Raw genomic sequence first — 20,300 nt, forward strand, 5'->3', positions numbered from 1 at the left:
TGTCGGGCGCGCGCTTTTCTAAACACAAGACAATTTATGAAAGGCGGCCGCTATGGAGGTTTTCGCCATCGCTCTTCCTGCGCTCAGTGACGCGTGGGGTCTGATCCTGCAACCTATTGTTCTGGGGTACCTTGTTCTCGGTGTCGTTATGGGACTGGCCGTAGGGGTTTTCCCGGGGCTTGGCGGTATTGCTGGTCTGTCCCTATTGCTGCCTTTCATGTTCGGCATGGACCCGATCCTTGGATTGGCGTTGATGATCGGGATGGTCGCCGTTGTGCCGACCTCTGACACCTTCGCATCAGTTCTTATGGGTATCCCCGGTAGCTCTGCCTCTCAGGCTACGGTGTTGGATGGTTTCCCGATGGCGAAGAAAGGCGAAGCCGCGCGGGCATTGTCAGCGGCCTTTGCTTCATCGCTTTTCGGCGGTTTGGTCGGCGCAACTTTTTTGACCATGTTCATCCTGGTCGCGCGGCCCATCGTTCTGGCATTTGGTCTGCCCGAGATGCTGATGATCACCATTCTTGGATTGTCGATGGTCGCTATCTTGGCCGGACGTATCCCACTGAAGGGTGTCGCGGCCGCAGGGCTGGGTTTGATGGTCGGTACGATTGGCGAGGCGGACGCAGGCGGTTCGCTGCGTATGGCGACTTATGACATTCCCTACCTGACCGATGGTTTGAAGTTGGTCATCGTTGGCTTGGGTATTTTTGCGGTGCCGGAAATCGTCTCGCTGCTGCGTCAAGACCGATCCATTGCTAAGGGCGCCTCACTGGGCGCGGGCTGGCTTGATGGCGTCAAAGACTGGGCTGCAAACATCTGGTTGTCAGTCCGCTGTTCAATCATTGGCGTGGTTGTCGGTGTCATTCCCGGCCTTGGTGGCTCGGTTGTTGACTGGATCGCTTATGGCCATTCGGTTCAATCGACCAAAGACAAAAGCAACTTCGGAAAGGGCGAAGTGCGAGGCGTCATCGGGCCGGAAAGCTCGAACAATGCCAAGGAGGGCGGGGGGCTCGTCCCAACGCTGCTGTTTGGCATCCCCGGCTCGGGTTCGATGGCGATCTTTATCGGCGCCGTCGCACTGTTGGGATCCGGCGATATCGAGGTCGGTCCTAGCATGCTCAAGGATAATCTCGACATCACCTATTCGATTGTCTGGTTGCTGGCTCTCGCCAACGTGGTGGGCACAATCTTATGCATCGCGGCCTCGGGTGGGATAGCCAAGCTGACAACAATCCGCTTCACCTATCTGGCGCCGTTTCTGTTCATGCTGATCAGCTTCGCGGCATTCCAGTCCGGTCAGAACTTCGAAGACCTGCTGGCCCTGTTCGTCATCGGCCTGATCGGAATTTTCCTGCGCCGTTTCGACTGGTCGCGCCCGGCCTTTCTGATTGGGTTCGTGCTGTCGAACCCGGTTGAGAAGTTCACCAACCAGGCGTTCCAGATTGCCTCTTTCCGCTTCCGCAAAAGCTTCGGTGAGGGGATGGAATATGTCTTCAGCCCGATCGTTATCGTGCTGATCGTGGTTACCGTGGTTTCGGTCATTCTGGGCATTCGCCAAGCTAAGATGATCATGGCAGAAGGTGAGGTCAAATCCGGCAGCAAGCGCGCGCCGCTGATATTTTTGTTGGTGATCATGGCCTATCTGATCGTGGCGCTGGTCAATGCCAACATGATCCCTGACTACAACATGACCGATAAAATCATCCCGCTGGTGATCGGCAGCGTGTCGCTGTTCTGCTGCGTCATTCTGTTGATCCAGATGATGCGGCGACCTGAGGGCGATGCGATCTTTGCAGACAAAGAACTTGCCGGTGAGGATGCAAGCGCGCCGCATGGACTTTGGTCAACGCTCGCTTGGTTTGCAGGTTTGATCGCGGCCACTTGGGTTGTGGGGTTCATCCTAGCCCTGATCGGGTTCCTAATCGCATTCTTCCGCATTCGGGCCGGGTCCAGTTGGCAGATGACGTTGCTCCTGACGGCCTGCGGTATCGGTTTCATGTGCTTCATGGCTGGTGCCCTGAACCGGGATTTCCCGCCAGGCCTGCTGCAAGACATGGTGAACCTGCCATGGCCGCTCAAGTAGGCGCTCCACGGTTTCCCGGCCCGCCAATCTGGTGGGCCGGGCAGCGCTGAAATCCGAAATTTCAACGGTTTGTAAAGGAGGGTTCGCAATGAGCCAGATAGCAATCCCATATGTTTTCATGCGCGGCGGCACTTCCCGAGGGCCTTATTTTCGGCGCTCTGATCTGCCCGAAGACCTGGACACTTTGGCCGATGTTCTGGTCGCTGCCATCGGGGCTGGACAAGCGCTCAATATCGACGGGATCGGTGGTGGTAACGCAGTGACGACCAAAGTGGCGATGCTTTCAGTCAGCGAGGACGAATGGGCCGATATCGACTATTTCTTCGCGCAGGTTTCTGTTGATGAGAAGCTGGTCGATTTCAAACCCACCTGCGGAAATATCCTCTCAGGAGTTGGTCCAGCTGCGATCGAAATGGGATTGTTCCAGCCCAACGGCGATGAAACCGAAATCCGTATTCGCGCTGTCAATACAGGCGCTAGTGTCATAGCCAAAGTTCAGACCCCGGGCGGTGAGTTGGTGTACCAGGGCGATGTGGAAATCGCCGGAGTCCCTGGCCATTCTGCACCGGTGCAACTGAGTTTCATGGGCGTTGTGGGTTCGGCAACTGGTGCATTTCTACCCACCGGAAATTTGCGCGATACAGTACAGGGGATCGAGCTGACTTGCATGGATGTCGCCATGCCGATGGTCATAGCCCGGGCAGCGGATTTCGGACTGACAGGATATGAAAGCGCCGAAGAGCTGGATGCTAACCGTGCTTTTTTTGATCAGATGGAGGCCGTGCGGATCGAAGCCGGAGAACTGATGGGTATGGGCGACGTCTCGAAATCGGTAACTCCCAAATTCGGCCTGATAGCACCCGCCAGAGAAGGTGGAGCCCTTGCGGTTCGGTATTTCATGCCATGGAAAACTCACCCGACAATGGCCGTTACGGGCGCGCAATGCATGGCATCTTGCGCTTTGACGCCCGGAACCGTCGCGGACGGGTTGCTTGATCGCCCGGATTCAAGCCCGGCTGAAGTTGTGTTGGAGCATGCCTCAGGCAAGATCGACGTTCAGGTGGGCTTCTCGAATTATGGGGAGTTCAACGTAATTTCTGCCGGTTTGGTGAGGACTGCGCGTAAATTGGCGGATGGGCATGTTTATGTGCCGGAATCCGAGTGGAACGGTAGTTGAAGTGGGAACTCTCATTTAGTATACAATAGTATACATAATGAGGATATCACGATGGACGACTATTCGGAATGCCTTGATATCGCCCGTCAAGAACTCAGGCTGGCGCAGTCGGCTCTGCGGAAGGATATCGCGGAATACCCAACACCGATTGCCGGTTGCGATGAGCAATTCAACCATCTGTTGGATCAACGCGAGCGGGTTCGCAATGCGCTTGAAGCACTCGACAAACTTCATTTTGTGCCGACGCCAAGAAAACTGAACAAAAGGCAGGGTGTAGAAAGTCGATGAAAGTTCACATTCTAGACGATTGGTTCGATACAATGCAGGGCCTTCCCTGTTTTGGAAAACTGTCCGACCATCACGTGAAGGTCTGGACAGATCATGTCGAGGATACCGGCGAATTGGCCGAACGCTTGCAGGAGGCTGAGGCGCTGGTTTTGTTTCGCGAGCGCACCAAGATCACCCGGGATTTGATTGAAAAACTTCCAAACCTGAAATTGATCAGTCAGCGCAGCGTGTATCCGCATGTCGATGTGCAGGCATGCTCGGATAACGGAGTGCTGCTGTGTTCGAACATGCATGGTGGGACACCCTCATATGCCGCAGCCGAACTGACATGGGTACTGATCATGGCCGGGATGCGCGACTTGCCTGCGCAGATGGCTTCGGTCAAAATGGGGCGTTGGCAGGCCGGAGTTGGCAAGACCCTGAGAGGGCGGCAGTTGGGACTGTATGGCTATGGCCGTATCGCCCGCGCCGTTGCTGGCTACGCCGAGGCATTCGGGATGAATGTGGTTTGGTGGTCTTCGGATGAAGGCCGGGCACGCGCGCAGGCCGACGGCGTGCAGATTGCCACAAGCCGCGAAGCGTTCTTTGCCAACAGCGATGTTGTCTCAGTCCACGTCCGCCTGAAGCCCAACACGAACGGTATCATCACAGCGTCAGATTTTTCGCAGATGCAACCGGGCGCGATGTTTGTGAACACCTCCCGCGCCGGGCTGATCGCTCCGAGTGCTTTGTTGGACGCGCTGAACGCCGGTCGCCCGGGGAAGGCCGCAATTGATGTCTTCGATACCGAGCCGCTCACCGACCCGAATGACCCCTTGCTATCGCACCCAAACCTGATTGCGACACCACATATAGGTTTTGTGACTGAGGACGAATTCGACCTACAATTCGCAGATATTTTCGATCAGGTGAATGCCTATGCTGAAGGTGCCCCTATTCACATGATCAACCCCGAGGTTTGGACCAGCGCAGGATAAGATTGGCCGCTATGGGCGCGCCGATGATAACCAGCACGATCCTTGTCAGATGGTGGGTGATCACAAAGCCCAGATCCGCGCCCGAAACGATGGCCAGCACTGTCATCTCGGCCTGTCCGCCAGGAGCAAAGGCTAGAAAAGCCTCGACCGGCTGGCCGAAGCCCAACGTAGTGACAACGGCGGTGAAAGCGGCTGCAAGGATCGCAAGGACGATGACATAGGCGAAGCCCGCTGCAACCACCCGGCGGAGTTCGACCCATGTGACGCCCACGAACTTCACGCCGATCCCGCAACCAATAAAGAATTGCGCTGCAAGGATGGCCTCGCGCGGTGGACGAGTATGAATGAAGTCCCCCAGTGACAAAGCCGCTGTCAGTATCATTGGGCCAAGGATAGATGCCCCGAACAGGCCGATCCGTTCTCCGCCTTTCCAGCCAATGAGGGCGGCCAGCACCATCAACGCCAGTTCATGTATTGGGAGGTCGCGCGCTGGCTCTCCGATTGGGTTGTTGAGCTGGGCATCGTAGAAAACTGTCAGAAACAGGGGGGCCAGCGTTACGATGATCAGCACGCGCGTACCGTGGATCAGGGAAAGTGTACGCGGGTTGGCGCCTGCTTCGGCGCCAAAGATGATCATGTCCTGCAATCCGCCTGGCATGGCAGCGTAAAACGCGGTCGTGGAGTCAAAACCCCAAATCTTGCGAAAGAATGGCACGCCTACCAGCGCGATCAGCAGGATGAATAACGGGACCAGTGCTATAGACGCGGCCATCTTCGGCAATTCGACAAAAAGGGCAGGGGTAATCGAAGCCCCAACTGCAACGCCGAGTATGGTGCGCGCTGCAACCGATATCTGACCAAAACCTTCCATAGGGGCACGTGCTAGGGCGGCGATCAGACACGCGCTCATTGGGCCGAATAGAAAGGGCAGCGGCAGGTTCAACGCCCAAAATACTCCGGAGCCCAGAAGCGCAAGGACCAGTGTCACGGCCCGCTTTGTCAGGAAAGAGGGTGTTTTGTTTTGGGTGGGCAAGGCGCGGCTTTCGATAACATTGACTCGCAACGTATCCAAATGTATACAACTGGACGCAAGAAGACAAGTGAGCGCTCGATGACCATTCAAGACGACCCCTTACAGCCAGGCCCACAAGGCAATTCAGCGTATCAACACCTGCTGGATGAGATTCGGGATGGCACACTTCAGCCTGGTGAACGCCTACGCGAGATTGAGTTGTCAGAACGATTAGGCGTCAGTCGCACCCCTGTGCGCGAAGCTATCCGGCAGTTGGAGTCCGACGGGCTAGTAACTCATGTGCCACGGCAGGGCGCAACCGTACGCAGCCTCGACTATGCCGAAGTAATGGAGCTTTATGAGATGCGCGCGGTGCTCGAGGGAACCGCGGCACGACTAGCGGCACGTGCAGCGTCGGATGTCGAGTTGGACGAGCTGGGCGTTTTGAATGATCGCTTGGCCGAGGCTGGCACAGGCTCGGAAGCGGCTCGGATCAACCGGATTTTCCACGCCACACTTTTGGACGCAGCAAAGAATCGGTTTCTTTCCAAGTCTATGTTGTCTTTGCAAAAAGCGCTGTTGATCCTTGGGCCATCACAGTTGCTGGAGGGTGACCGGGCCGAGACAGCAGTGGCCGAGCACAAGCGCGTCATGGCTGCCTTAATGGCCCGCGATGGCGCTGCGGCTGAAAAAGAAATGCGCGCGCATATTCAGGCCGCACAACGGATGCGTATTCGGGCGTTGCAAGAACGCGACCGGACAACAGACGAAAACCATTAGGTAGACAGGATATGACCACCCAAAAGGAAGCTTATGACATCGCTGTGATCGGCGGCGGGAATGCTGCTCTATGCGCTGCAATGACCGCTGCCGAGGCAGGCGCCCGTGTTCTGATTCTCGAGACAGCGCCAAAACCCTATCGTGGTGGAAACTCCCGCCATACGCGTAATTTTCGTTGTATGCATGGTGCACCTCTGGGTCCGCTGATCGAAGAATACAGCGAAGATGAGTATCTTGAAGATCTGCTCAAGGTCACTGGCGGCAAAACCGACGAACATCTTGCTCGCCTCGCGATCCGAACCTCCGAGGAATGCCTTCCGTGGATGGAAGAACACGGCGTCAGGTTCCAACCATCCCTGTCCGGGACACTGTCACTGGCGCGGACCAACGCCTTCTTCATGGGGGGCGGGAAGTCTCTGGTTAACGCCTACTACCGCACCGCGGCAGCTTTGGGCGTTGATGTGCTATACGAAGCTGCCGTGACGCATCTTGAACTGAACGGCGATCAGATTGATTGGGTGGACTATACCTATGAAGGCCAGTCTCATCGCATCACGCCCAAGGCCGTCATCGTTGCTGCGGGCGGGTTTCAGGCAGATACCGATTGGCTCACTCGCGCATGGGGCGCGCCTGCAAAGAACTTCCTGATCCGGGGAACGCCCTATAACCGGGGCGTGGTGCTGGCCGATCTGCTGGATCAAAGCGTCGAAAGCGTTGGGGACCCGACCCAGTGTCACGCCGTTGCCATCGACGGGCGCGCGCCGAAGTTTGACGGCGGTATCGTCACTCGTTTGGATTGCGTGCCGTTTTCGATCGTCGTGAACAAAAATGCTGAGCGGTTTTATGACGAGGGCGAAGACGTCTGGCCCAAACGCTATGCGATTTGGGGGCGTCTGGTCGCAGCGCAGCCGGATCAGGTGGGCTATGTGATCATTGATGCGAAGTCGCTGAACCTGTTCATGCCCTCGGTGTTCCCTCCGCTAAAAGCGGACACCTTGGAAGAACTGGCTGGCATGATGGACCTACCCGCCGACAAGTTGAAGGCAACCGTTAGTGAATTCAACGAAGCTTGCGGCGACACCAGCGGATTTCATCCAACCGAGTTGGACGGGGTAACAACCTCGGGTCTGACGCCACGCAAAACCAACTGGGCTCGTCCGATCACCGATCCGCCCTTCTATGGCTACTCGCTGCGTACTGGCGTGACCTTCACCTATCTGGGGCTAAAGGTCGACGATACGGCCCAGTGTTCGACGCCTAACTGCAAGATCAAAAACCTGTGGGCCGCGGGCGAGACGATGGCGGGTTCGATCCTTGGGCAGGGATATCTGGCCGGTTTCGGCATGACCATCGGGACCGTTTTTGGACGCATCGCAGGACGTGAGGCTGCAGCCTATGCAAACTGATCTTATTCAAGAAGCACGCCGTCAGGCTGAGATATGCAACGCCTGCCGTTACTGCGAGGGCTACTGCTCAGTCTTCCCGTCGCTGCACGCGGAACGCGCGTTCTCGGATGGAGACATCACGCAACTGGCTAATTTGTGCCACAACTGTCGAGGTTGCTACTATGCGTGTCAGTACACGGCGCCGCACGAGTTCGATCTGAACCTGCCGAAAGTTCTGGCCGAAGTGCGGCGGGACAGTTGGGAAAGCTTCGCCTGGCCGCAACCTCTGGCGCGGCGGTTCCATACGCACGGTGGCGCGATCGCGCTGGCCCTCGTCATCGGTTTTGCTCTGCTGTTCTGGGCAATTCGCGCTATTGGATCCAGCGGAGGCGACGGGTTCTATGCCGTCCTGTCCCACAATGCGATGGTCGCAATCTTTGCGCCCGCATTCTTGTTGCCACTCTTTAGCTTGGCTATCAGCCTGAGGCGCTATTGGGCGGAGGTCGGTGGCAAATCCATCCAATTGTCTGATCTGACTGCTGCGTTCAAACGCGCTGGCAAGATGCAGGACTTGGCCGCAGGCCACGGCGAGGGTTGCAACTTCGAGGACGAAGACCGGTTCAGTCAGGGTCGACGCCACATTCACCACGCCATCATGTACGGCTTCCTGCTGTGCCTTGCCTCGAGCTCGGTGGCGACGATTATGCACTATGGGTTCGGGTTACACGCGCCCTACGGGTTCTGGTCCCTGCCAAAACTCTTTGGGGTTTCAGGCGGTATTCTGCTGACAGTGGGTTGTGGAGCTATGGTTTTTCTCAAGCAAAAATCTGATCGCGAGCTTGGTGACCCGTCCGCATGGGGCGGCGAAATCGGGTTTATACTGTTGCTCGGATTTGTCGGGCTGAGTGGGCTGGTCCTTTACGTCCTCGGTTCAACTGCTCTGATGCCCGCGCTGCTTGCCACCCATCTTGGATCGGTTCTGACGTTCTTCCTGCTCGTACCATACACCAAGATGGCTCATGGCTTCTATCGACTTGCAGCTTTGATCAGAGACGCGCAGCGTAAGAGAGAATTGTCACTTGGTTGCTAGCAAACATCCAACGCCAAGGGTGTCAAAAGACGCAATTCATGCGCATTTTGATGCCCTTACAGGCTTCATTCCGGCACCCCGGGTGGCGGTCAACGTCTGGAATGGGTCTGTTTGCTGTGATTGACAACATCGACACGAAAGGCAGCTAGGTCCGCACAGCGGTCGTTCGGTTGCGCTGCCTTGATTGTCCGCTTTCGGAGTTTTGAAGGCCGATCTGGAAATACAGATAGTACAACGAGGAGGGCTTGAAGACTTCTCCAAAGGCGTCTGAATGAATTTCCATACTTTGAGAGCCAAGGTGGTCTAGCCGCAAAAGAGAACGGATCGCACATGCCGAGTGGTCAGGCATCGGCAAGTATCAAATCGCTCGCCTTTTCACCGATCATGATCGCAGGCGCGTTGGTGTTTCCGCTGACGATTTCGGGCATGATCGAGCAATCAGCGACCCGCAGGTTTTCTATTCCGTTGACCTTCAAATGGGGGTCTACAACCGCATCGCCCGACGCGCCCATCGCGCAGGTGCCTGTCGGGTGGTAGATCGAAACAGAATTCGACCGTGCCCAGTCCAGTGTGCCTTCGTAATCATCGCAGGATAGCTGAGCGTCAGGCCGGAACTCTTCCGAGATTTTTGACGCCAACGGGTTATGCCGTGCGATCTTTCGGGCGATGTTCACTCCGTCTACGATCGTCCGGCAGTCTTTTTCCGTTGACAGGTAATTCGGAACGATTTTGACATATTCAGACGGATCAGGCCCATTCAAGAGCAGCTCGCCTCGGCTTTCAGGGCGCAGTTGGCAAACCGACATGGTAAAAGCAGAGAAAGGGTGCACGCCTTCGCCAGGGCTGTCCGCAGACCACGGCTGGACGTGAAACTGGATATCGGGTGTATGCACATCGGGGCGCGTTTTCAGAAACCCGGTGGCAAGGCTAGCAGCCATGGTCATGGGCCCAGCGCGAAACAAGGCATATTTTAGCGCAATGCGGGCCTGATTGAGCAGGCTGCGCACTTCGTCGTTCAGCGTGGGTTCGTTGCATTTGAATACAAGGCGCGCCTGCAGGTGATCCTGCAACCCTTTGCCTACGCGAGGTAAGGCGTGTATCGGCTCAATCCCATTGTCTTTCAGGTGATCGGGATTACCGATGCCCGATAGCATCAATATCTGTGGCGAGTTGATTGCCCCTCCAGACAGTATGATTTCCCGGCGCACCTTAAGAGTCCGTGTCTCACCAGAGCGGTCGCGATATTCCAGCTTGGTGGCCTTCTTTCCGTCGAGTACTACTCGCGAAACCAGAGCGTGGGTGATGATATTCAGATTGTCTCGGTCGCGGATCGGTTTGAGATAGGCCACTGCAGCGCTGCACCGGCGCCCGTTGCGCGTCGTCAGCTGAAAATATCCGACGCCTTCCTGTTCCGCACCGTTGTAGTCAGGGTTGAACGGATAGCCCGCGGACTGCGCGGCGGCGACCCAGGCGTCACAGATCGGACGTTGTATACGCATATTCGACACTGAAAGCGGGCCGCCTGTGCCATGAAAGGCATCCTCACCGCGTTCTTGATTTTCGCTGCGCTTGAAGAGGGGCAGCACGTCTTCCCATCCCCAGCCTACATTGCCCATCTGACGCCAGCGGTCGTAGTCTTCTTTTTGTCCGCGCACATAAAGAAGACCATTTAGCGAGGACGAACCGCCCAAAACCTTTCCGCGCGGCCAGTCAATAGAACGACCGTTTAGCCCTGGGTCGGGCTCGGTGCGGTAACACCAGTCGACCGATGGGTTGTGCATGGTTTTGAAATACCCAACGGGGATGTGAATCCATGGATTCGTATCTGGCCCACCCGCTTCAAGCAGGGCGACTTTAATGTTTGGATTGGCGCTCAGACGGTTGGCAATGACACAGCCAGAAGACCCCGCCCCTACAACCGCATAGTCCACCTCCATGACCGTCTCCTCCCAAAGTCGTCAAAAAACTCTATGCAAAATGCCAGAACTATACTAGCCTTTTTTGATACAAAACGTCTCAATAATTGCGATACGGGAGGATAGCAATGGAGATCGGACGGAAACTGAGTGGCATTTCACGGCGGGATTTCTTCCGTGTGGCAGGTCGCTATGGCATGAGCTCGACTCTGCTGGCAGCTGGTGGGTTCGGCGGCGCGATGAGCCTCGCCAATTTGGCGCAAGCCGCTGAATCAAATTATGAAAAGCGGTTCTCAAAAGAACCGAAACACACGCTGAAATTCGGTGCGGCCGGTTTCAACACCCGCAACCTGCTGATCGAACGGGCAGGGGCCATTGAGTTCGCCCGCGACCTGGAAGAACGCACAGACGGTGAGATTCGCATCGAATTTATTGGCGACAATCAGATCTGCGGTCAGCTTAGCTGTGTTGAGAAGACTCAGCAGGGAATTGTGGATATCTACGCCGCCTCAACCCAGAACTCCGCGGGCGGTGCACCGTATCTGAACGTGCTGGACTATGCCTATATGTTCCCAAGCCGCGCGGCGCAGTATCATTTCTTCTACAGCCCCGAAAGCCAACGCATCCTGCGTGACCCATTGGAAAAACGGCATGGCCTGAAGTTCCTGTTCACCCACTGTGAACTGCGCGGCCTACAGATGGGTTCGACTTTTGCGGACAAGCCTACTGTGACGAAACTGGAGGAACTGTTCGGCACCAAGAACCGGGTCACCGGCACACAACTTGGCCGGATCGCGATGCAGTTGCTTAACCTCAACCCGGTGCCGGTGGCGTGGGAAGAAACGTTGGACGCGCTGAAGACCGGTTTGATCGACGGGGCCGAAACATGGGCGTCTGCTGTTGCCTATGCCAACATGGCCCCTGTTGTTTCGCAATCGGTGAACCTCAAGTTCTTCTGCGGTACCGAACATACTTCGATGTCAGCGAAAGTTTTCGACAGCCTGAGCGGAGAGCTTCAGGATGCCGTCATGGAATCCTCGTACTTCACACAAGCGCTGATTCAGGGTGCGAACGAGGCTGCACTGCTGAACACCGTTGGGTTCTCGGACCCGCAACTGCCTAACACGATCTTTGCAGAAAACGGCGTTCGTGCGGCCTTCCTGCCGGACGATCAGATCAAACTGGCCGAAGAGATGTGTGCCCCGAACTATAATCCCGAACCGTGGGCGCAATGGCGTGAGCGTCTGAACAACTGGGCGGGCGGCATCGATACCTATCAGGAAATCTACGATATCGCGCGCGAGATTCCGGCAGACATGCTGCCAGAAAATGTCGAGCCCCGTCGTTGGTGGATGGGCACTGCCTGATTAAGCAGAACGAACTGGCCCCAAGCGGGCCAGTTCCAACAAATACCCACTGGGAGGACGGGGTTCATGTCGTTGTGGGCAGATATCGGCGCGATTTTTAATGCTTTACTCAGCCGGGATTCATTCGAGATTCAATCTGCGTTGCGCTCGGACGCGGCCTGGGTAATGGGCACGGTGGTAGCGGCTCTTGGCGGATTGCTGATCATGATGATTTACCGAAAAGTGCCATTTATCGAACGCCACCTTGAGCGCTCGGTCATGGTGTATTCGTATCTGGCGATCGCGCTGATTATCTTCTGGGGAGTCATAGATCGGTTCGTGTTCAATGATCAGGAACCATGGTCTACCACCATCCCACCCCTGTTATTTATGGTAATGGCGTGGTTTGGCGCGTCTTACAACGTGCGCCTGCGCACTCATCTCAGTTTTTCCGAGTTCCGCACAGCAATGCCGCGCGGCGCTCAGTTGGCGTGCCTGATCTTGGACGCGGTGTTATGGTTCATCTTTGCTGTCATCGTGATCGTGACCACGACACGTCTGGTGGCGTTATCCGCATCGAATTTCCAGATTGTTCTGGGCACAGACAACATTATGCAATGGTGGTTCCTGCTGGCTGCCCCCCTATCGTTTTTCCTGATGGTTGGGCGGGTATTTCAAAACTTGGCCGATGATTTCCGAAACTGGAAAACAGGCAAACCTTTGTTGCAACAGGCAGTGATAGGTTCAGACTGATGGCAGACGGAACCTGGGTAACTCTGATCTCGGTAGGGGTCACATTTCTGTTCATGCTTGGTGTGCCTGTTTTGCTGGTCATCAGCTACTGGGTGATTGGCTGTTCCTTTGTCCTCGGCCTTACGCTGGACAATATGGGTGCCGAGCTGTTGAACGTCTTCAATAAGGGTTTCGCGCTGCTGGCGATGCCACTGTTCATTCTGACTGGCGACCTAATCAACAAGTCCGGTATCGCCCGCAGGTTAAGTGACTTTGCTTACGCCTGTCTGGGTTGGATACGCGGCGGGCTTGCGATGGCATCATTGGGGGCCTGCGGATTGTTCGCGGCGATTTCGGGATCGAACTCGGCCACGACGGCGACGATCGGGTCAATGCTGCATCCTGAGATGGTCAAGGGCGGATATGACGAACGGTTCAGTGCGGCAACTGCGGCAGCAGGGGGTACGGTTGGGATCATCATCCCACCTTCGATCATTTTCATCGTTTATGGTTTCCTGATGAACCTGCCGATTTCCGAACTGTTCGTAGCAGGCATTCTGCCCGGTGCGCTGATGGTAATGGGCATGCAACTCGCCTGTTGGATCATCTGCCGCATGAATGGATGGGGCTACCTGATCCCTCTGCAACTGAACCGTATTCTGAAAACTGCCTTTGGCGCATGGCTCGGGTTCTTTGCCATTGGGCTGGTTCTTTGGGGTATATACACGGGTAAATTCTCGCCGACCGAAGCTGCAGGAGTTACCGTAGGATTCTGCGTGATCGCCGGGCTGGTCAGCTATCCGATCAACCGCATCATGGGCGCACGCAACAACATTCCGCCCACCGAAAAGACATATGCCGAGATGTTTGTGGTAGAGGGATTTACCATTCCAGAAATCCCATCGATCGTGATCCGTTCGGCACAGATCACCGGTATCCTTGCGCCGCTGATCGCGGTGTCGGTCGTGATGCAGCAAATCCTGTCTTTGCTTGGTGCGCAGCAGACTATTGGCGATTTCGTCACGTCGATGGGCGGGTACCATGCCGTGCTGTTTACCTCAATGGTGATCGTATTCTTTTCCGGCATGGTTTTGGAGAGTCTCCCGGTAACGATTATTCTCGCTCCAATTCTGGCCCCTATCGCAGCATCAGTAGGAGTTGATCCGATCCATTTCTCGGTGATTTTCCTTGTGGGGGCGTCCATCGGATTCATCACTCCGCCCTATGGGCTGAACTTGTACGTGGCTTCAGGTGTGACAGGTGTTCCGTATTTCCGGTTGTTACGCTACACGGTGCCGTATCTGGTTGCCTTGCTATCAGTTTGGATACTTGTTTCGTTGGTGCCCGATCTGGCCTTGATCCTGCTGCCCAACAACTAGAAGGTAGCGGGATGGCGAATTTAGATGTACCAGACAAAGATTCTCAGATACCGACGAACCTGCGCCTGTTGCTGATCCTGGAAGAAGTCGCTCGTCGCGGAGTTGCGGTTAGACCCTCGGATCTGATTGAAACGCTGGGTCTGGCAAAACCGACGATTCATCGCCTTTTGCAAACTGCTGAGACCGAAGGTTTCCTTCAGCGTGATCTGGATGGGCGGTCTTTCGGACCGGGCCCCCGCCTGCGTCAGCTTTCGGTGAATACAGTGTCGTCCGAACATCTGCGTACTGCGCGACTTAGGATTTTGCGCAGCGTGGCAGATGAAATCGGTGAAACATGCAATCTGGCAATCCCCGACCGCGAAGGGATGATCTATCTTGACCGGGTCGAGACAAAGTGGCCTTTGCGCATTCAGTTGCCGGTCGGGACGCAAGTGCCGTTTCACTGCACCGCTAGCGGCAAGATGTACTTGTCGACGCTTAGGCAACAAGTTCTGGACGGTTATCTGGCCGCTGGAAGGCTGGACGCCCAGACCCAGCATACACTGACCGAACCTAAGGCATTGCGGGCCGAAATGAACCGGATTTCTGCCAGCGGTTATTCGACTGATGACGAAGAATTCATGTCCGGCATGACCGCTGTTGCCGTTCCAATTCAGGACGAGACGGGCAGGTTGGTCGCCACTTTGTCGGTTCATGCCCCAACGCAAAGGCATGAACTGCAAGGGTTGCTCGAATTCCTTCCTGTCCTGAATGGAGGAGCCGAAAAGTTGTCGAAGCTTCTATATTCATGATTGGCTCTTTGCTGAGCCGTAGCAAGTGTTCTGCCTGCACCTGCATTGTTCGCGATCCTGTCGATACTTCGGATCTCAAAACCTTCATCCGCTAACGCTGGCATAAGGAAAGTCGGTTATAGGAAGTTATGCCGTTGCTGAGATTCCCAAAATTCCAGCCGGGTTTTTTTGTCAGGTTTTCCGTAGGCGTCGGCAGGAATTTCCAAATATTGAGTTCTGACCTAACTTAGATCCCGCTATCCCGTAAGCGGACATTGATGGACACCGCAGCGAACGACTGCCTTGAGCCCAAAGCAGACATAGATGATGAGCGCAGCATTCGTCACTCAGGGCGGGAAGCTGACATTCTCTGTGAGTGCAAATTGGAGGGTCTTTTTTCGCGGAGCAGTCATTTGACTTCCCGGTGGTTCATAAAGTGAACCGCCTCTTAACAAATTGCTACGGATCGTGCCCATCATTGGCAAATGGGGGCGGGTCGACCTGAGTCGGCTAAACACTCATTGCGTGGTATAGAATTGATGAAAACATGCACCGACCAGTAAAGATTGCACGATCCGGAAGCAGAGCACGGCCTTCGAATACCAGTTTCGATGCTTCTTGAGCCATTTGGTGTTCATAGTATGCGGAGGCGCAAGGGGGAAGTTTTGACTAAAGTCCTGTTGGTGGAAGACAATGAAATGAACAGCGATATGCTGTCGCGCCGGTTGGAACGCAAAGGGTTTCATGTTGTCGTTGCGAGGGACGGGCTGGAAGGCGTGTCCATGGCCGGAGAAGAACGTCCCGACATCATTTTGATGGATATGAGCCTGCCTGAGATTGATGGATGGGAGGCTACACGGCGTATCAAGGCAGCGCCCGAGACGGCCTCGATCCCAGTGGTGGCCCTGACCGCGCACGCGATGGCCAGCGATCGGGAAAAGGCGCTGGAAGCAGGTTGCGACGACTTCGACACCAAACCGGTTGAGTTGAGCCGTTTGCTAGACAAGATGGGGAATCTTCTGCCTACGACCTGAGGAAGAACCGCTCAATCCGCCACCGTTTTGCGTTGGGTGACATAGTAGGTTCTAATCTGACCCTTGCCTTTCACCCTTGTTTCGACAGGTTCAGAGATGTCAAAGCGATGCTCGACCCGTCTGGCGGTGGCCTCAGAAACCTGCACCCGGCCCGGCGCACCCGTTGATTCAAGGCGGCTGGCAAAATTAACAGTGTCTCCCCAGACATCGTAAAGGAAACGGTGCGATCCGATGATACCAGCAACCACCGGCCCGGTATGCACGCCGACCCTGATATGCATCGGGTGGTCCGTTTCAAGGTTCAGCGCCTCGACCTGATCGAGCATCCGAAGCGCCATCTCGACGATCACTTCGGCATGATCTGCGCGACCATCCGGCACCCCGGCGGCAGACATATACGCGTCGCCAATCGTCTTTATCTTTTCAACGCCAAGTTCCGTCGCCGTTTTGTCGAACCCCGAGAAAACCCGGTTCAGATAGGAAACCACCTGTGCCGGGGCGAGCCTGGCTGACATCTCAGTGAAGCCGACGATATCGGAAAAGAGCACGGTGACGTCGTTGTGGCGGTCGGCGATTGTAGCCTCGCCGTCATTAAGACGCGCCACGATTTGTTGCGGCAGAATACTGAGCAGAAGGTCTTTGTACTTTTGCTTTTCCGCTTCCATCATCTCAAGATACTGGCGTTCGCGCTTTCGCCAGCGGTTTTTCTCCAGCGCGGCGCTGATCCGGGCTTGCAACAGGATCGGATTGAAGGGTTTGGGCATGTAATCCTCGGCACCGGCCTCGATGCAGCGCGCGACGCTTTCTATCTCATCAAGAGCAGAAATCATAATGACGGGGATATCATGAAGAGCGTTATCCTTTTTCAACCGTGCCAGAACGTCAAAACCGTTGATGTCCGGCATCATCAGATCGAGCAGAACCAGATCGAACGGCTGGCGGGACAACTCCTCCAGAGCAGAATAGCCGCCGTCGGCAGTCCAGACGCGATGCCCGTCCCGCTTTAACCGGCGGGCGAGCAAGTCCCGGTTGGCTTCGGCATCATCGACGACAAGGATGTTTCCGGTTGATCTGGATGTATCGGCGATTGAAGGCAGGGGCTGCATGCTCTGTACCAGATTGGCAAACATCGCGACCGTTTCGCGTGGCGGTTCAGAGATTTTGAGAGCATCACCCGGCAAACCCGAGAGCGTGTCGATACGTTGTAGCAAGGCGTCGGTGTGATCCAAAAGCCCAAGCAAATCCGGCCTCAGATGTTCTGCGTTCAGGTCCTCTAGATCCTCAAGCATCATCTCGCTGTAGCCTTTGATCGCGTTCATCGGAGTGCGCAGGTCGTGACGAAGCCGTTTCACGCCTTCATCGCCGCTGACCGTCAGCTTTTTCGCCATCTCAGGGTGCAGAAGCTGATCCACCACGGCACTCAGTTCCACCGTTGCCTGGGAAATCCGATCCAGATCCGAGTTGACTTCATCCAAATTCAGTCGCCTGAACTCGCCCTGAAGCAACTCACAAAAACCGACGATGGCACTGACCGGAGAAATGAGGTTTTGACGCAAATTGGCCAGCCACACCGCTTGTGTGTTTTGTGCTTCGTTTTCAGCGCCGTCATTCACGACTTAGTTTCCCCTGCAGAGGCAGGCCGGTGTTTGACCAGAATGTCGTTCAACTGGTTGAGAATGGTTTCAATTTCATCCCCGTTCTTGCTGATCAGTGTCTCGACCAAGCCGCTCAGTCGCGCGCGGTCATCGTTTGACAGGGTCTTCGCGGTGACAACGATGACTGGTATGTCTTTCCAGTCCGAGTTTTTCTTCATCCGCGCCAGAAATTCAAACCCATCCATCTTAGGCATCATGAGATCTAGCAAAATGACGTCCGGTACGGATGCAGAAAGATGTTGAAGGGCGTCCAGTCCGTTGACTGCTTGTTCGATCTGCCAGCCTTCCTTGCCTAGAACGCGACAGATCAATTCACGCGTTGCAGCCTCGTCTTCAACGACAAGCATCCGGGGCGCTGGCAGGGTCGGACAATGCTCTTTCAGCGCGCTCAGGAGTTCGACCGTGTCGATGGGTTTGCCCAGATATTCGCTGGCACCCAGAGACAGTCCTCGCGTGCGGTCCTCTGCGAATGTCAGCATGATCACCGGGATGTTTGCCAGGTCCGGATCGTCTTTCAGTTTGGACAACACCGCCCAACCATCGATCTCGGGCATGAACACATCCAGTGTGATGGCGTCAGGCTGGGATTTGCGCGCCAGTTCCAGAGCTTCGTCACCCTTGATCGAGGCAAGAACGCGGTATCCTTCCCTGCGCAGTCTTCGTCCCAAGAGGTCGTGCACCGTAGGGTCATCATCGATCAACAGAACCAATGGCGCGTTTGGATCGCTGTTTGGATTGTCCTCAAAAAACCCGGTTTCCCGTAGCAAATCTGTGGACGGATCTCGGCAGATACGCGGAATGCGAATTGTGAAAGTTGACCCCTCACCGAGAGTGCTGGCGCAATGAATGTCGCCACTCAATTGTGTGCAGAAGACCTTGGTGATCGATAAACCCAGACCGGTACCGCCATAGTTGCGGGTGGTGGAGGAATCCGCTTGAGTGAAAGCATCGAACACTTTGTCGACTTGCTCAGGCGACATGCCGATGCCCTGATCGGAGACTGAAAATTCCAGCTGATCCTGTTCCTTCGATCGTAGAACGGACAGCGTGATTGTTCCGTTTTCGGTGAACTTGCAGGCATTGGACAACAAGTTGAGCAATGCTTGCCTCACTTTGGTCAGATCGCAGACCATATCCCCGACGTTTTTGGCGCACTCAATCTTCAGAGCATTGTTGTTTTTTTCGGCCAGTGGCCGCACCGTTGTGGCAACGTCCTTAATCATTTGAAAAACGTCGAAAGATTCCAGATTGAATTCCATCTTGCCGGCTTCGATCTTGGATAGGTCCAGAATGTCGTTAATCAGCGCAAGTAGGTGTTTCCCGGCAGATTGAATTTTTCGAAGATCGCTCAGATTCGTCTCTTCATTCTGATCGATAGCTTCCTCAAGCATCAACTCACTGTACCCGATGATCGCGTTTAATGGCGTGCGGAGTTCGTGGCTCATATTGGCAAGGAATGTGCTCTTGGTCTTATTCGCAGCTTCAGCATTGTCTTTTGCCACGCGCAGTTCGCTTTCAACTTGCTTCTGAGTGGTAATGTCCCGACCGTAGATATTCGCATAGCCGCCCTCCGGTACCGGCCATAGTAAAAGGGCATAGATCAGACCACCTGCCTCGTATTCGAAGTCTTGCCGTTGATCCTCGTGCAAACCTTTGGTGACCCTTTTGCGCCAACCCGTTCCCACGCGGTCGCCAACCTTCAATTGTAGCGCTTCAATCAGCGGAGTGCTTGCCTTGTTGGCGTATATCAATTTGCCCTGATCAGTGATGCGCAAGACCGGGTTAGGGTTCTCTTCAGGAATGCGCGCCAGTTCTCGCATCCGCTTTTCTGCTTGCTTCAGCTGCGTAACGTCTCGCCCGTACAAGTTGACATGTTTGGCATCCGGCACCGGCCAGAGCAGTAACGAATAGACCATACCGCCAGCATGACATTCAAAATCCTGCCTTTCGTTCTCTTCAAGCCCTCTTACGACGCGCGCTAGCCATTCTTCTGTAACGGCTGCACCGACTTTCATGTTCAACGCTTTCAACATCGGGTCGCTGGCTTTATTCGCAAAGAGCAGCTTTCCGTCGCTACTGATGCACATAACCGGATTGGGGTTTTCCTGGGGGATCTGAGCAAGCTCGGCATTGCGAGCTTCGACCTTCTTCAATTCGGTCACATCGCTGTAGATCGCAACGGTTCCGTTATCACTGGTCTTCCGCTCACTGATCTTGATCCAGCCCCCGGCTGTCCGGCTTTGCATCTGGGTGCCTTCCGGATTGTCGTGGCGTATTAGTCGCTGCGCCAACCATTCTTCTTCACGTCCGACTGCATCTGCGATCACGTTGAGCGACAGTGCTTTGCGAACGACCTGTTCGAATGTCATCCCCGGTTTCACCAGATCTTCGTGCCCTGGATACAGCATCTTGCGATACGTCTCGTTCGCCAGAACCAAACGATCATCGGAATCGTAGAGGGCAAAGCCTTCCGGTATTGTGTTTATTGCATCGACGATCCGGTCCAGCGCCTGGCTCGTTCCAACCGGTTTCGACACATGGTGATCGTCGGATTGGTTCATTTCGCGCTCTCCATCTGGTGAGACCGACACGTCGGTAAGCTACTGTTTTCAGTTGAATTGAAATGCGGTTTCAAAACAAGGCTGTTTCGGCCCGTGTGAGTGCCTCGGGATTGAT

At 55.2% G+C, this 20,300-nt stretch carries 16 protein-coding genes; 12 read left to right on the forward strand and 4 right to left on the reverse strand.

What is annotated here, in order from left to right; translation table 11 throughout:
* Positions 1-52 precede the first annotated feature (52 nt).
* The 4 genes from GOX75_RS02065 to GOX75_RS02080 all read left to right on the forward strand — a co-directional run bounded on the left by GOX75_RS02065 (position 53) and on the right by GOX75_RS02080 (position 4,525).
* Positions 53-2,083 (forward strand): tripartite tricarboxylate transporter permease, encoded by a 2,031-nt coding sequence (locus tag GOX75_RS02065; RefSeq protein ID WP_170390161.1) that lies wholly within the window; start codon positions 53-55, stop codon positions 2,081-2,083.
* Positions 2,084-2,171: 88 nt separating this feature from the next.
* On the forward strand, positions 2,172-3,260 hold the full coding sequence (locus GOX75_RS02070) for a 4-oxalomesaconate tautomerase (protein ID WP_171120851.1): 1,089 nt from the start codon (positions 2,172-2,174) through the stop codon (positions 3,258-3,260).
* Positions 3,261-3,311: 51 nt separating this feature from the next.
* A complete protein-coding gene (locus tag GOX75_RS02075) occupies positions 3,312-3,548 on the forward strand; it encodes a hypothetical protein (RefSeq protein WP_170390164.1) in 237 nt (78 codons plus the stop codon).
* Entirely contained in the window at positions 3,545-4,525 is a 981-nt protein-coding gene (locus tag GOX75_RS02080; RefSeq protein WP_171120853.1) for a D-2-hydroxyacid dehydrogenase family protein, read from the forward strand. The genes GOX75_RS02075 and GOX75_RS02080 overlap by 4 nt, the downstream gene beginning before the upstream one ends.
* On the opposite strand, the gene GOX75_RS02085 is transcribed toward GOX75_RS02080, so the two are convergent.
* Complete coding sequence (locus tag GOX75_RS02085; protein ID WP_371808132.1) at positions 4,494-5,513, reverse strand: AbrB family transcriptional regulator; 1,020 nt, start codon at positions 5,511-5,513, stop codon at positions 4,494-4,496. The two genes, GOX75_RS02080 and GOX75_RS02085, sit on opposite strands and share 32 nt — an antisense overlap.
* Before the next feature lie 123 nt (positions 5,514-5,636).
* Between GOX75_RS02085 and GOX75_RS02090 the strand changes: the two genes are divergently transcribed.
* Genes GOX75_RS02090 through tcuB form a run of 3 tightly spaced genes read left to right on the forward strand, consistent with a single transcriptional unit; the run spans position 5,637 to position 8,792 of the window.
* Complete coding sequence (locus tag GOX75_RS02090; RefSeq protein WP_170390169.1) at positions 5,637-6,317, forward strand: GntR family transcriptional regulator; 681 nt, start codon at positions 5,637-5,639, stop codon at positions 6,315-6,317.
* Between the two features lie 11 nt (positions 6,318-6,328).
* A complete protein-coding gene (gene tcuA, locus GOX75_RS02095) occupies positions 6,329-7,723 on the forward strand; it encodes an FAD-dependent tricarballylate dehydrogenase TcuA (RefSeq protein WP_170390171.1) in 1,395 nt (464 codons plus the stop codon).
* Positions 7,713-8,792: a tricarballylate utilization 4Fe-4S protein TcuB gene (gene tcuB, locus GOX75_RS02100; RefSeq protein ID WP_171120854.1), complete on the forward strand. Its 1,080-nt coding sequence runs from the start codon at positions 7,713-7,715 to the stop codon at positions 8,790-8,792. Before tcuA ends, tcuB begins: the two co-directional genes overlap by 11 nt.
* Before the next feature lie 341 nt (positions 8,793-9,133).
* Here tcuB and GOX75_RS02105 read toward each other — a convergent pair whose 3' ends face one another.
* Positions 9,134-10,729: a GMC family oxidoreductase gene (locus GOX75_RS02105; protein ID WP_171120856.1), complete on the reverse strand. Its 1,596-nt coding sequence runs from the start codon at positions 10,727-10,729 to the stop codon at positions 9,134-9,136.
* 107 nt (positions 10,730-10,836) lie between these two features.
* On the opposite strand from GOX75_RS02105, the gene GOX75_RS02110 reads away from it, so the two are divergent.
* The 5 genes from GOX75_RS02110 to GOX75_RS02130 all read left to right on the forward strand — a co-directional run bounded on the left by GOX75_RS02110 (position 10,837) and on the right by GOX75_RS02130 (position 15,969).
* A complete protein-coding gene (locus GOX75_RS02110) occupies positions 10,837-12,075 on the forward strand; it encodes a TRAP transporter substrate-binding protein (RefSeq protein ID WP_170778352.1) in 1,239 nt (412 codons plus the stop codon).
* Positions 12,076-12,141: 66 nt separating this feature from the next.
* On the forward strand, positions 12,142-12,807 hold the full coding sequence (locus GOX75_RS02115; protein ID WP_171120858.1) for a TRAP transporter small permease: 666 nt from the start codon (positions 12,142-12,144) through the stop codon (positions 12,805-12,807).
* Entirely contained in the window at positions 12,807-14,165 is a 1,359-nt protein-coding gene (locus GOX75_RS02120) for a TRAP transporter large permease (RefSeq protein ID WP_171120860.1), read from the forward strand. Before GOX75_RS02115 ends, GOX75_RS02120 begins: the two co-directional genes overlap by 1 nt.
* A gap of 11 nt (positions 14,166-14,176) precedes the next feature.
* Positions 14,177-14,956: an IclR family transcriptional regulator gene (locus tag GOX75_RS02125; protein WP_171120862.1), complete on the forward strand. Its 780-nt coding sequence runs from the start codon at positions 14,177-14,179 to the stop codon at positions 14,954-14,956.
* A 644-nt stretch (positions 14,957-15,600) separates the two neighbouring features.
* Positions 15,601-15,969: a response regulator gene (locus GOX75_RS02130; protein ID WP_171120864.1), complete on the forward strand. Its 369-nt coding sequence runs from the start codon at positions 15,601-15,603 to the stop codon at positions 15,967-15,969.
* A gap of 11 nt (positions 15,970-15,980) precedes the next feature.
* On the opposite strand, the gene GOX75_RS02135 is transcribed toward GOX75_RS02130, so the two are convergent.
* Entirely contained in the window at positions 15,981-17,582 is a 1,602-nt protein-coding gene (locus GOX75_RS02135) for an adenylate/guanylate cyclase domain-containing protein (protein WP_217354417.1), read from the reverse strand.
* Positions 17,579-20,185 (reverse strand): response regulator, encoded by a 2,607-nt coding sequence (locus GOX75_RS02140; protein WP_171120866.1) that lies wholly within the window; start codon positions 20,183-20,185, stop codon positions 17,579-17,581. The genes GOX75_RS02135 and GOX75_RS02140 overlap by 4 nt, the downstream gene beginning before the upstream one ends.
* Positions 20,186-20,300 lie beyond the last annotated feature (115 nt).

The organism is Ruegeria sp. HKCCD7251 (assembly GCF_013031165.1).
Lineage (GTDB): Bacteria > Pseudomonadota > Alphaproteobacteria > Rhodobacterales > Rhodobacteraceae > Ruegeria.

Coding starts and splice junctions, on each gene's coding strand:
- GOX75_RS02065 (WP_170390161.1), top strand. CDS start 53: ATGGAGGTTTTCGCCATCGCTCTTCCTGCGCTCAGTGACGCGTGGGGT.
- GOX75_RS02070 (WP_171120851.1), top strand. CDS start 2,172: ATGAGCCAGATAGCAATCCCATATGTTTTCATGCGCGGCGGCACTTCC.
- GOX75_RS02075 (WP_170390164.1), top strand. CDS start 3,312: ATGGACGACTATTCGGAATGCCTTGATATCGCCCGTCAAGAACTCAGG.
- GOX75_RS02080 (WP_171120853.1), top strand. CDS start 3,545: ATGAAAGTTCACATTCTAGACGATTGGTTCGATACAATGCAGGGCCTT.
- GOX75_RS02090 (WP_170390169.1), top strand. CDS start 5,637: ATGACCATTCAAGACGACCCCTTACAGCCAGGCCCACAAGGCAATTCA.
- tcuA (WP_170390171.1), top strand. CDS start 6,329: ATGACCACCCAAAAGGAAGCTTATGACATCGCTGTGATCGGCGGCGGG.
- tcuB (WP_171120854.1), top strand. CDS start 7,713: ATGCAAACTGATCTTATTCAAGAAGCACGCCGTCAGGCTGAGATATGC.
- GOX75_RS02105 (WP_171120856.1), bottom strand. CDS start 10,729: ATGGAGGTGGACTATGCGGTTGTAGGGGCGGGGTCTTCTGGCTGTGTC.
- GOX75_RS02110 (WP_170778352.1), top strand. CDS start 10,837: ATGGAGATCGGACGGAAACTGAGTGGCATTTCACGGCGGGATTTCTTC.
- GOX75_RS02115 (WP_171120858.1), top strand. CDS start 12,142: ATGTCGTTGTGGGCAGATATCGGCGCGATTTTTAATGCTTTACTCAGC.
- GOX75_RS02120 (WP_171120860.1), top strand. CDS start 12,807: ATGGCAGACGGAACCTGGGTAACTCTGATCTCGGTAGGGGTCACATTT.
- GOX75_RS02125 (WP_171120862.1), top strand. CDS start 14,177: ATGGCGAATTTAGATGTACCAGACAAAGATTCTCAGATACCGACGAAC.
- GOX75_RS02140 (WP_171120866.1), bottom strand. CDS start 20,185: ATGAACCAATCCGACGATCACCATGTGTCGAAACCGGTTGGAACGAGC.